This window comes from Rhabdaerophilum sp. SD176 (assembly GCF_030143245.1).
Taxonomy (GTDB): Bacteria; Pseudomonadota; Alphaproteobacteria; order Rhizobiales; family Beijerinckiaceae; genus Rhabdaerophilum.
Genome location: NZ_JARJNS010000007.1, coordinates 96534 through 108563 on the forward strand (window position 1 = coordinate 96534; position 12030 = coordinate 108563).

At 57.3% G+C, this 12030-nt stretch carries 12 protein-coding genes and 1 pseudogene; 9 read left to right on the top strand and 4 right to left on the bottom strand.

The features are described from left to right. Positions 1-67 precede the first annotated feature (67 nt). On the bottom strand, positions 68-445 hold the full coding sequence (locus P0652_RS16665; protein ID WP_284179998.1) for a winged helix-turn-helix transcriptional regulator: 378 nt from the start codon (positions 443-445) through the stop codon (positions 68-70). Between the two features lie 86 nt (positions 446-531). Between P0652_RS16665 and P0652_RS16670 the strand changes: the two genes are divergently transcribed. The 3 genes and pseudogenes from P0652_RS16670 to P0652_RS16680 all read left to right on the top strand — a co-directional run. After that, the gene (locus tag P0652_RS16670; RefSeq protein ID WP_284179999.1) at positions 532-852 is read left to right on the top strand and encodes a YdhR family protein; all 321 of its coding nucleotides are present in this window, start codon (positions 532-534) and stop codon (positions 850-852) included. 35 nt (positions 853-887) lie between these two features. Then, positions 888-1466 carry a peroxidase-related enzyme gene (locus P0652_RS16675; RefSeq protein WP_284180000.1) on the top strand — a complete coding sequence of 193 codons (579 nt, stop codon included), beginning with the start codon at positions 888-890 and terminating at the stop codon, positions 1464-1466. A gap of 56 nt (positions 1467-1522) precedes the next feature. Beyond that, positions 1523-1738, top strand: a pseudogene (locus P0652_RS16680) (integrase core domain-containing protein); the annotation flags it as partial. Between the two features lie 102 nt (positions 1739-1840). On the opposite strand, the gene cuyB reads toward P0652_RS16680, so the two are convergent. From cuyB to P0652_RS16695, 3 genes are all read right to left on the bottom strand, one after another. Further along, positions 1841-2536: a cysteate racemase gene (gene cuyB, locus P0652_RS16685; RefSeq protein WP_284180001.1), complete on the bottom strand. Its 696-nt coding sequence runs from the start codon at positions 2534-2536 to the stop codon at positions 1841-1843. Positions 2537-2605: 69 nt separating this feature from the next. After that, positions 2606-4018, bottom strand: a complete 1413-nt coding sequence (locus tag P0652_RS16690; RefSeq protein WP_284180002.1) for an amidase — start codon at positions 4016-4018, stop codon at positions 2606-2608. A 15-nt stretch (positions 4019-4033) separates the two neighbouring features. Next, on the bottom strand, positions 4034-4759 hold the full coding sequence (locus P0652_RS16695) for a transcriptional regulator (RefSeq protein ID WP_284180003.1): 726 nt from the start codon (positions 4757-4759) through the stop codon (positions 4034-4036). A 273-nt stretch (positions 4760-5032) separates the two neighbouring features. Between P0652_RS16695 and P0652_RS16700 the strand changes: the two genes are divergently transcribed. The 6 genes from P0652_RS16700 to P0652_RS16725 all read left to right on the top strand — a co-directional run bounded on the left by P0652_RS16700 (position 5033) and on the right by P0652_RS16725 (position 12028). After that, on the top strand, positions 5033-6637 hold the full coding sequence (locus P0652_RS16700; RefSeq protein WP_284180004.1) for an ABC transporter substrate-binding protein: 1605 nt from the start codon (positions 5033-5035) through the stop codon (positions 6635-6637). 90 nt (positions 6638-6727) lie between these two features. Further along, positions 6728-7696: an ABC transporter permease gene (locus P0652_RS16705; RefSeq protein ID WP_284180092.1), complete on the top strand. Its 969-nt coding sequence runs from the start codon at positions 6728-6730 to the stop codon at positions 7694-7696. Between the two features lie 5 nt (positions 7697-7701). Continuing rightward, positions 7702-8529 (top strand): ABC transporter permease, encoded by an 828-nt coding sequence (locus P0652_RS16710; RefSeq protein WP_284180005.1) that lies wholly within the window; start codon positions 7702-7704, stop codon positions 8527-8529. Continuing rightward, entirely contained in the window at positions 8526-10148 is a 1623-nt protein-coding gene (locus P0652_RS16715; protein ID WP_284180006.1) for an ABC transporter ATP-binding protein, read from the top strand. The genes P0652_RS16710 and P0652_RS16715 overlap by 4 nt, the downstream gene beginning before the upstream one ends. 272 nt (positions 10149-10420) lie before the next feature. Continuing rightward, positions 10421-11056, top strand: a complete 636-nt coding sequence (locus tag P0652_RS16720) for a helix-turn-helix domain-containing protein (RefSeq protein WP_284180007.1) — start codon at positions 10421-10423, stop codon at positions 11054-11056. A gap of 147 nt (positions 11057-11203) precedes the next feature. Continuing rightward, positions 11204-12028: a transporter substrate-binding domain-containing protein gene (locus P0652_RS16725; RefSeq protein WP_284180008.1), complete on the top strand. Its 825-nt coding sequence runs from the start codon at positions 11204-11206 to the stop codon at positions 12026-12028. Positions 12029-12030 lie beyond the last annotated feature (2 nt).

Sequence of the window (12030 nt, forward strand, 5' to 3'; positions counted from 1 at the left end):
CAAACGATGCCGTTTGGCACGGCTTTTCGATCTCTCGTTGCGCCGATTTCGGCGATGTTCATCAAGCTCAGGCGCGAAGTGGTCGCTGCGTGCACGCGCGCCGACGATGCTCCAGGATCGCGGGATAGTTCGCAACGACCCATTGTTCCATGGTGCGGGCCAGATCGCTCAGAGACCGTCCCAAATCCGTAAGTCGGTATTCGACACGGGGCGGCACTTCAGGGTGGCTGATGCGTTCAACGAAGCCGTCGCGCTCCAGGTCACGTAGGGTCTGTGTCAGCATTTTCTGTGAAATTCCGCCGATCTGCCGCATCAAGGTTCCGGTACGCACCGGCCCCTGCTGAAGACAGCACAGGATCAGGATCGCCCATTTGCCCCCGATCAGGTCCAGCATATCGCGCGACGGACAGTTCATATTGTAGGGGTCAGCGGGAAGGAACATCATTTATTACCTGAAGGTGCGTACTTTTCTGATAGTGATTTTTAGATCATGGCTATCCCGGCAGCAAGTCATGCCCTGAGGAGATCACCATGCAGAGCCCAAGCCGCGTTTACCTCTATGCCGAGTTCCAGAATTCCGCTCCTTTCACGGAAGCGGTATGGAAAGACGCCAACCCGATGATGCATACCGTTCCCGGCCTGATCAGCAAGACTTGGCTCAGTGGCATTGGCACGCATTCCGTCGGCGGCTTCTATGCCTTCGATAGCCTCGAGAATGCCCATGCCTATGCCAACGGGATGCTGGCCGACTTTGCCCGCGGTGCAGGCGCCAGTCTGACGGTCAAGCTGTTTGACGGTGATGTCGTGGCAGAGGCCAGCCGCGGCATGCACTCGCCCTACTACACCGCGTGACTGCAATCTGACCGAGGCGAGAATAGGAGCATCCCATGCAGGACCAGCCGGCAATCAGCAGATTTCCCGTCCCCGACATTGCGGACATGCCTGAGGACATCCGGGCGCGCATCCTCGCAGTGCAGGAGAAATCCGGCTTCGTACCGAATGTGTTCCTCGTTCTCGCCCACCGGCCGGAAGAGTTCCGGGCCTTCTTCGCCTATCATGATGCTTTGATGGATAAGCCTGGCACCCTCACCAAAGCCGAGCGAGAAATGATCGTCGTGGCAACCAGCGCACTAAACCAGTGCCAGTATTGCGTGGTGGCGCATGGCGCGATTCTCCGCATCCGCGCAAAGAACGCGCTCATCGCCGACCAGGTGGCAACGAATTATCGCAAGGCCGATATCAGCAACCGCCAGAAGGCGATGATCGAATTCGGAATCAAGGTTTCAACGGAAGCCCAAAAGGTCGGTGAAGCGGATATCGATGCCCTGAAGGCGCATGGATTTAACGAGGAAGATGCCTGGGATATCGCTGCGATTGCCGCGTTCTTTGGCCTCTCCAACCGCCTTGCCAATGTCACAAACATGCGGCCGAATGACGAATTCTACGCCCTTGGCCGAAAAATATAGCGCAAGGTGATAAAGTGTCCTGCGCGTTGTCAGAACCTCATGGCGTGTGATGACACGCCTGCCGGGACAACGTGTTCGTCGAGCGTTTGTGGTGCACGATCAAATACAATGAGGTCTACTTGCGGGCCTATGCCTGCGCCTCGGTGGCGCGCGCCTCGCTGGGCCGCTACCTCCAATGCTCCTACAAGTCCCCTCGACCTCACTAGAGTCTCGGCCGATTGACCTCCAGCGAGGCATACTTCAATGCGCTGCCATGCACCCTAGCGGCGGCCAGCCCAAAACAGGAATCCACGACACAACGGCCCGAAACAGTTCAAACAAGCCAAGCCAGCGCTTTCCGAGGCTATCCCGGTTTGTATGCCAGCACACCGCGACTATTGTTGGAGGCGGCAAGCGAACTCAACGGAAGCCCGCGCCAAACAAGCGGTGGCATCGAGGCAGCGGGTCTCGTGGATCGAGCCCTTTGCCGCAACTGGAAGTTCGGTGCAAGCCAGCAGAAGCCGGCCCGCGCCTAGGGCCAAAAGGCCAGCTGCGGCAGTATCGAAACTGGCCCGCGCGCGCTCGATTTCTCCGCATTTCACGGCTGCAATGGCGTCGACGATATGCGCTTGATCCTGCCCTTCGGGGACCAGCGCCTGCCATCCGGCCTTCTCAAAATAGCGCTGGTAGATACCGGCCCGAAGCGTGCCGACTGTTGCCAGCACTGCAATAGGCCCTGTGTCCTGCGACGCAGCATCGATAACAGCCTGCGCCATGTGGATGATCGGCACTTTGGTCGAAGCAGCAAGCTGATCATACCAAGCATGCGCTGTGTTGCACGCAATTGCGATGGCTTCGACACCGGCTTGCTCGAGTGTCTTTATCCCGGTGAGCATGGCAGGCAAGGGCTCGTCGGTTCCTGCCACAGCGGCACCGACCCGGTCAGGAATCTGCGGAACAGAATACACGATCAGAGGAACGTGATCCTGATCGTGAATGGCAGGTGTCGCTTCGATCACTTTCTGCATGAAATCAACCGTGGCTAGCGGCCCCATGCCGCCCAGTACCCCGATGAGTCGGCGTTCTGCCATGCCCATGTCCTTTGCAGATCGAACGTCCTTTGCAGATCGAACGCGGCACGCCCTGCCTGCATACAAGCGTTAGCCATCGATACCCTGAGCAACCTGCTCCGCAAAATCCAGTAGTTTCGCATCTGCGCCGCTCCAGGACATCAGTTGCAGGCCTGTCGGCAAGCCCGCCGGTGTGACACCGTTCGGAATACTGATCCCGCACAGATCAAGGCAATTGCCTGCTCTGGTGTAAAGCGACATCGGGATCTTGGACTCATCAACAGCTTTGACAGGAACTGCCGGCAAAGGTGTGCCCGGCAGGGCGATGATATCGAAATGGCTATATTCCGCATTGAACTCCGCGATCGCTTCATCGCGTTCAAGCAACAGCAAAGCATAGTGCCTCTCGTCAATGTTGCGCCCGGCTAGCACGCGTTGGCGGACATGCGGATCGAGCGGGGTTGCTGGGTCCTCTGCAAGTGCTTTGTGCTGCCGATAGGCATCATAGGCGACGATCTTGCCATTCAGCGCCTGATACGCCGTCAGCGCCTTCGGGAATGAGAAAATCTCGACCTTGTGGCCAGCCGAGCGCAATGATCTGATCGAGCGTTCAAAGTTTGAAAGCACATCCGGGTCGCATGGCAAAAGTTGATCCCGTGCTGGCACCCCGACAAGCAGCGGTTTTCGAGTGAGATTTTCTGGCAATTGCAAACCAGCCATTACACAGAACAGCAAGCGCGCATCGGCGACGTTTCGGGTGATGGGGCCGAGCGTGTCGAAAGCCGGGCCGAGGGGAGCAATGCCGTCAAGGGGGATAGCACCAAAGCTTGGCTTGAACCCGATAACGCCACAGAGCGAAGCCGGAATGCGGATGGATCCGCCCGTGTCCGAACCGATTGCGGCAGGCACCATCCTGGCAGCAACAGCGACCGCCGAACCACTGCTCGAACCTCCGGGAACACGATGCACATTGCGATCGACTGGGTTCCATGGCGTACCCATGGCATGGTTGGTGCCCCAGCCGCCGATGGCGAACTCGACCATATGCGTCATGCCGATGATGACAGCCCCGGCGTCGATCAGGCGCTGAATGGCCGTGGCGGTGGTCGTCCCGGGGCGCGACGGGTAGCATTTCGAGCCAAACCCGGCGGCACGGCCTCCTATTTCCGCGAGGTCCTTGACCGCGATCGGCACGCCGTGCAGCGGCCCCAAAGCTCCCGAGCGGGATGCGGCCTGATCGAGCTCTTCAGCCCGATGCATGGCGGCATCGGCGAAGACCTCGACAAAGGCATGAAGCTTCTCGTTCTCAACGGCGACGGTGTCGAGAACGCGTTTGACAAGCGAGCGTGTTGACAACTCCCCAGTAGTCGTCAATCGGGCAATGTTCTGCACAGATAGTTCTGGAATCAACATAGGGCCTCGCTGCTTGCCTTCGCGCGACGCCAGAATGAGAGCATTTGCCCCTGCAAATAAAGCAGGCAGCCTGTCGCGAAGTGTCGCCATCTGCGCTCATAAAATCTACATCAGTGGCGGAACCTGTAAGGCGCGGGTCACATCAGCGGCAGGTGATCGGCGGAGTGCGTCCAGAATTGGTGCCGGCAACTCTGCCGACCCGCTTTCATAAATCCGGCAACCTTCAATCGCCTCGCGAAGCCTGATGCCGCGCCCGATATATTCGAGAACTGTGGGAGAGGCGGAAATCAGGCGCTGGTCCGAGCCTGAAACACCCATCGTGAGGCCCGTGAGCGTCGTGACGCGGTTGCGGTAGCTCGGGTAAATGATCGTATGGGTCAACTCATGGCCGGTTATCGATTCCTGATCGATGAAGTGTAGGCGATCTCCAACCGTCGCGAGAATGCCAACATATTTGTACACGTCCGGAGCAGAGCCATCACTTTCAAGCTTGAGCCGCTCAAGGCGCTTGTACATAGTATAATCTTGCCAATTATAAACAATTATCAATGACCTTAGTATGAAACCCGCACGTGAAAATGAATTATAGTATTGGTAATAATAACCAACATACTTCCCTAAAGCATTTTTTTGTCTCTTTGCCGTTGTCAGCAAATTCACAAAATATGTCGGGATCTGTATATCTTTTGCGCTTTCTATGGGTTTGAGTCGGACAATATTGCGGAACTGATCGTGCGGCATAAGCATCTCATACTCGTCAAACCCAAAAAAATCACATAATCTTCGAAACGTGTATCTTGAAGGAAACGACGATCCGGCCAGATACTTCATGAATTGCTGCCGATTTATTTGAAGCTTCCTACATATTACTGAAACTGAGCTATGGTAGCTGCAAACAAATTTGAGATTTGCGACGAAATTCGCAATCGTATAATCCTTGATGGACTGCATCGAGATGTAGCCTTGATAGCGTCAGATCGCGACAGAATGTGAATGGTTTCTCCATTGCCCGCAAGCAAAACGTGATTCTACTCTTCTCTCCGGAACGGGAAGGTTCCATCCGGGGGCTGAAGAGCAATTGGCATCGAAGTTGCCGGGGGAAAAGTGAAAACAGGAGAGGGTCACATGAATAGACGTATTGTTCTTGCGCTGGCTTTGGCGACGACGGCTCTTTCGAGCCTGCCTGCGATGGCGCAGAAATCCGGTGGCACTCTGGTGCAGATCACCCAGCCCGAGCCGCCGAATCTCGCCCCCTATATCTCGACCTCAGCCCCGATTGGCCAGGTCACGGCGAAAGTGTTCGACGGATTGCTCGAATACGGGTTCGACCTCAAGCCAAAACCTTCTCTGGCCGAGAGTTTTGAGGTCGCGCCGGATGGCAAGGCCATCACTTTCAAGCTGCGCAAGGATGTGAAGTTCCACGATGGCAAACCCTTCACGTCGGCAGATGTTCAGTTCACCATCATGGAAGTGCTGAAGAAGAACCACCCGCGCGGTATCGCCACGTTTCGCGATGTGACTGCGGTCGAAACCCCGGATGCGCATACCGCAATCTTGCGGCTCGCGATCCCGGCACCTTACATCCTGAAGGCGCTGTCATCCTATGAAAGCCCGATGTTGCCCAAGCATGTCTACGGACAGGGCGATATCAAGACGCACGCCAATGCGAACACGCCGATTGGCTCCGGCCCGTTCAAGTTCGGCGAATGGCGTCGTGGCGAGTTTGTCCGCCTGGATAAGAACCCCAGCTATTGGCGCGCCGGTCTTCCTTATCTCGACCGGATTGTCGTGCGCTTCATCGCCGACGCTTCGACCCGCACGGCGGTTCTAGAAAAGGGCGAGGCCCATGTCGCAGGCCTCGGCGCTGTGCCCTACAACGATGCGAAAAAGCTGGCACTGCGCCCCAATATCGAAGTGAGCACCAAGGGCACAGAGATGATCTCGCCCATCGTCGAATTGCTCTTCAACACCAAGCAGGCGCCTTTCGACAACCCGAAAGTTCGTCAGGCCATTTCCTACGCTGTGGATCGGAAATTCGTCATCGAGAATGTCTGGTTTGGCTTCGGCAAGCCGGCTATGGGCATCATCAGCTCGAACTTCCAGCCCTCGGGTCTCTTTGCACCGGGCATCGACTTCACCGTGGCCGATCGTATCGAGCGCGCCAACAAGCTGCTCGACGAGGCTGGTTTCCCGAGGAAGGCCGATGGCACGCGCTTCGAATTCACGCATGACATCACGCCCTATGGCGAGGAATGGCAGCGCTTTGGTGAGACGGTTCAGCAAAATCTTGCGCAGATCGGTGTCAAGGCAACGCTGCGCTACGAGGATCTGCCGAAATGGTTGAAGCGTACGTACACAGACTATGATTTTGCGATCACATCAAACTTCCTCTTCAACCTCGCGGATCCTGTGCTCGGCGTTCATCGTGGCGTCCATTCGGATCGTATACGTCCCGGCACCGTCTTCGTGAATGGATCGCGCTGGTCCAGCCCGGAAACGGACGCCTTGATGGACAAGGCGGCTGTTGAGACCAACGACGCAACACGTGGCAAACTCTATGCCGAGTTTGTACAAAGAGTCTCCGAAGCAAGTCCCGTTGCTTACATTCTAGAAGTGCAGTTTCCGACTGTTATTAACAAGCAATTCAAGAACGTGATCGATACCCCACTGGGCATCTATGGCAATTTTGCGACCGTACACCGGCAGTAAGAACGCACGACAATAGCCTGCGGGTGGCCTTCATTACTTGTTGGCCGCCCTCTTTATTTTTGCTGGAGAGTTGGCATGAAATCCGGTTCGTTGGGAAGTTACATCGTACGGCGCCTCTTGCAGACGATACCTGTTATCCTGGGCGTTGTTGTTGTTAATTTCCTTCTGCTCCAGCTTGCGCCCGGTGATCTCGCAACGGTGCTTGCCGGTGAAGCCGGCGGTGCGCCAAAGGAATACATTGATCAGCTGCGCGCCCGGTTCGGCCACGATCAACCCGTTTACGTACAGCTTTTCAATTACATAAAAAATCTTCTGGTTCTCGATCTCGGCTATTCCTTCCGCCAGAGTGCGCCGGTTCTGGAACTCCTGCTCATGCGATTGGGACCGACCCTCTTGCTGATGGGATCGACGCTGGTGGTTTCGCTCGGACTCGGCGTCCTTATGGGTCTTCTGGCCGCGCTTTGGGTCCGCACGTGGAAGGATCATGTGATTTCGGTGGCGGCCGTCATCGTCTACGCGACACCGCTCTTCTGGGTCGGCCTGATGCTGGTCCTGGTCTTCTCGATCTGGCTCGACTGGTTCCCGACATCAGGCATGGAGAATGTTGTCGCGTTTCACGAGGGCTGGAACCGTGTCGTTGACATTGCCCACCATCTGGTCTTGCCGACAATCACACTCTCGCTCTTCTACCTCGCGCTTTACGCGCGGTTGATGCGTGCCTCGATGCTGGAGCAACGCGGCCTCGACTATGTCACCACTGCCCGTGCAAAAGGGCAGACGGACCGGAAGATCACAACCCGGCACGTCTTCCGCAACGCATTGCTGCCGGTCGTGACCATGGCAGGCGTTCAGACGGGTGGTCTGCTGGGAGGCTCTGTAGTGGTTGAAGCCATCTTTGCCTGGCCAGGCCTCGGGCAGCTCGCATATCAGTCGCTTTTCGCGCGCGATTACAATCTGCTTCTCGGCATCTTTTTCATGTCGGCAGTGCTTGTCGTCATCGTCAATCTGATCGTCGATGTCATCTATGTCTTCCTAGACCCACGCATCCGGATTGGGTGAGCGCCATGAAAAAGTTCTGGTCCCGGTTTCTTGGCAATCCCCGCGTCTATCTCGGTCTTATCTGGCTGGGATTGCTGCTCCTCGTTGCAATTTCTGCGAATGTGCTGGCTCCAACCGACCCCTTTGCCATCGTTGGAAAGCCAATGGCCCCGCCCGGAGGTGAATTCTGGCTTGGCACGGATAGTCTCGGGCGCAATGTTCTGGCTGGCCTCATTCATGGTTCCCGCGCAACAATCCTCATTGCTGTTCTCGCGACACTGTTTGCTGTCGCCTTCGGTACCTTGATCGGGGCTATTGCCGGATACTATGGCGGCTTGATCGACAATGTTCTCATGCGCTTTACCGAATTCTTTCAAACTATACCCTCGTTCCTTTTTGCCATTGTGCTGATCGCAATCCTGTCACCCTCGGCACTCAATCTCGTGGTTGCGATTGCTACAGTGAGTTGGCCTCCCATTGCACGGGTCGTTCGCGGCGAGGTCCTGACCGTCAAGTCGCGGGAGTTTGTGCAGGCCGCAGTCGTTGCAGGTCAAGGCGATGCCGCGATTCTGCTGAAACAGGTTCTGCCAAACACGTTGTCACCGCTCATCGTCACCGGGTCGCTACTGATCGCGACGGCAATTCTGGTTGAGAGTGCGTTGTCCTTTCTTGGACTTGGCGCCCCCAATTTGATGAGCTGGGGCTTCATGATCGGGGCCGGCCGCTCATTCATGCGCGAGGCGTGGTGGCTCGTCACCGTTCCGGGCATCGCCATCCTGCTCACTGTTCTGGCCATCAACCTGGTGGGTGAAGGCCTGAACGATGCACTCAACCCGAGGCTCGCGGATCTATGACCGACATCGTTCTTTCCATCGACGATCTCAAGGTTGCGCTACCGGCGTGGTCCGATCGCAAATTTGCGGTTGGCGGCGTTACGCTGGACATCCGCCAGAAGGAAATTCTCTGCATCGTCGGCGAGTCCGGGTCCGGCAAATCGATGATGGGCAAGGCCATTCTCGGGCTACTTCCTGCACCTCATGTGCGCGCTGTCGGCGGCAAGATCACTTTTGAAGGGCGTAATCTGCTTGAATTGTCAGACGACGATATGCGCGCCATTCGCGGCGGGCGCATCGCGATGATTTTTCAGGAGCCGATGACTGCGCTCAACCCGTTGATGAAGGTTGGTCAGCAGATCGAAGAGGTGCTGGAAATCCACACCACGATGAGCCCGGCTAGGCGGCGCGAACGGGTTCTGGAACTGATCCGCGATGTGCACCTGCCCGAGCCCGAGCGGATGATCGCGAGCTATCCGCACCAGCTTTCGGGAGGGCAACGCCAGCGTGTGGTCATCGCTATGGCTCTGGCCCTCGAACCCGCGCTGATCATCGCTGACGAGCCGACAACGGCGCTCGATGTCACGACACAGGCGCAGATCCTGCACCTGATCAAGGAGCTTCAGCGCGCTCATGGCACGGCCGTCCTGTTCATCACCCATGATTTCGGCGTTGTTGCCGAGATTGCGGACAGGGTCGCGGTCATGCGCCATGGCGAGGTTGTCGAGCAGGGTCCGGCGAGCCAGGTGCTTGTTTCGCCGCAAGCCGATTACACAAAGGCGCTTGTAGCGGCTGTTCCGGGGCTGAAGCCACGGCTGAAGGAACTGGACGCTAATTCAAACGTGCTCTTGCGCGTCACAAATCTTCAGAAAACCTACCGCACCTCCTCAGGCCTTTTTGGCGGCAAAGTTCGCGAGGTGCATGCGGCCAAGAAAATCAATCTTGAACTCAAGCGTGAAAGCTCGCTTGCTCTTGTCGGAGAGTCTGGTTCTGGGAAATCGACGCTCGCGCGTTGCATCATTGGCCTTGAGAGCGTTGATAGCGGTTCGATCGAGATTGACGGTGAACGCATCAGCGGCCGCACGCGCGCCGAGTTGCGCCCCTTCCGCAAGCACGTGCAGATGGTGTTCCAGGACCCCTATGCCTCGCTCAACCCGCGCCAGCGTGTTGGTGACATCATCGCGCTGGGCCCGATGCTCAACGGCGTTGGCCGCGAGCAGGCTATTGCCGAGGCGAGAGAGTTGCTGCACCTCGTCGGTCTCAAGCCCGACGCCGTCGACCGATTCCCGCACGAGTTCTCCGGCGGCCAGCGCCAGCGCATCGGCATTGCCCGCGCGCTGGCGGTCAAGCCGAAACTGATCGTTGCCGATGAACCTGTTTCCGCTCTTGACGTTTCAGTACAGAAGCAGGTGCTCGAACTTCTGAACGATCTGAGAAAATCCTTCGGATTGTCAATGCTGTTTATCACACATGACCTGCGGGTTGCGGCGACTGTCTGCGAAGAGATCGCCATCATGCAACGAGGTGAGATCGTTGAGCGGGGCGCTACTGCCGAAATATTTGCAACACCTTCTCATCCGTACACACGCAGTCTTTTTGAAGCCGTACCGGGGCGCGAGTGGATCGGCAGCTTAGGTTGAATCGTTCATTGGTGTGGCGGTGTCGTTGCTTGGCATATCCGCGTAAGGAAGCAATCGATGCCCCCGGATGTCAGCCAAACCAAGCCGAAGCCTATTGACCGAATACAATCGGCGTTGGTTTTCCAGACGCCTTGAACATCCGGTTTCGGTCAACCTCCCAGACACCACGAACGGCCCCTCTGGCGGCGCTTCCCTGCCACTGCATGCCGAAGACGGCTTGCCAAGGTTGAAATTGACGCGAGAGTGGTCTCCTCGTCCCGAAGAGTTTCCTCATGACCTCCAAAGCCACGATTGTTGATCTCCCGGCCGGTGTCCGCCGCACCCCAAAAAAAGGGATGCGGACGGATGTCGAAAAATCGGTCGGAGTCGAAATCCGGACGCTGCGGCAAGCAGCAGGTCTCTCCGCCATCGAACTGGCCAACCGGACCGGCCTGTCGAATGCCATGCTGTCCCGCATCGAACGCGGCAATGTTTCGCCGTCGCTGGCCTCTCTCGCCAAGATCGCCGGGGCTTTGCAGGTGCCGGTCGGGCGGCTCTTCGCGAATGTGGAGAGCCGAAGTGATTGCTCCATCGTCCGGGCCGGGCAGGGCATCGTCGTCAAGCGTTTCGGGACCAAGGCCGATCAGGAATACCAGCTCCTTGGCAATCTGCTCTCCGGCCATCTCTTCGTGGAGCCCTACCTCATCACCATCACCGCGCCGATCCGCGAGAAGGCGGCCTTCCAGCATACGGGCGTCGAATTCATCCATGTCATCAGCGGTTCGATGGTCTACAAATATGGCGAGACCACGCAGACCCTCTCGCAAGGGGATTCCATGCTGTTCGACTGCAACGGAACCCATGGCCCTCAGGAAGCCATCCTCCTTCCCATTCGTTATCTTTCGGTGCTGGTGAACCTCCGGACGTGATGGAAGGTCCTAACGGGCTGATTTTCGTAGAAGTTTACTGATGGTTAATTCAACGCTCCCGCGATTGACGATGAAAATGAGCAGGTTAGCCTCACTCTGAATACAAAAAGCCAACGCAACGGGATTGGCTGGATCAGGGAGGACACCATGACACCGCAGAAAAAGGCGCGCAGCATTTGGCAGCGCGGCAGGTCCGCAATTCTGGTAGCCGCCGCTCTTGCCTTCTGTAGCCTCGCGCCGACGGGCGCCACCGCACAGCAGAGTTGCCCCAAGACCATCAAAGTCGCAACCGAAGGCGCCTTTCCTCCCTGGAACTATGTGGATGCGAATGGCAAGCTTGCAGGCTGGGATATCGAGATCACCGCCGCCCTGTGCAAGGCCATCGGTGCGGATTGCCCGATTGCGGCCCAGGCTTGGGACGGCATCATTCCCGGGCTTCAGGCCGGGAAGTTCGACGCCATCATCGCCCAGATGTCGATGACGCCGAAACGGATGGAACAGGTCGATTTCACGATCAAATACAAGGAAAGCTCCAGCCGTTTTGTGGCCAAGAAGGGCGCGGTCACCAACGTTACACCCGCGGCGCTGAAATCGAAGACGATCGGTGTCCAGCGCGGTGCTGCCCAGCGCACCTGGCTCGAGGAGCAAGGCTATTCCAACATCCGCCACTATGAGACCACACAGGCCGTGGAACTCGACCTGATCGCCGGGCGCATCGATCTGCTGATCCAGAATACGGCGACTTCGTCGCTGGTGTTCTTCAAGCGCCCGGAATCCAAGGATTTCGAGTTCGTCGGCCCCGAGTTCAAGGGTGGCACGCTGGGTGCCGGACAGGCGATCGCCATCCGGAAAGGCGACAACACGTTGCGGGAATGCTTCAACACGGCCATCCGCGCCATCCGCAAAAGCGGCGAGTACGATGCGATCAGCGCGAAGTACGTTCCGTTCAAGCTGCTGACCGAAGACCAGTAAGG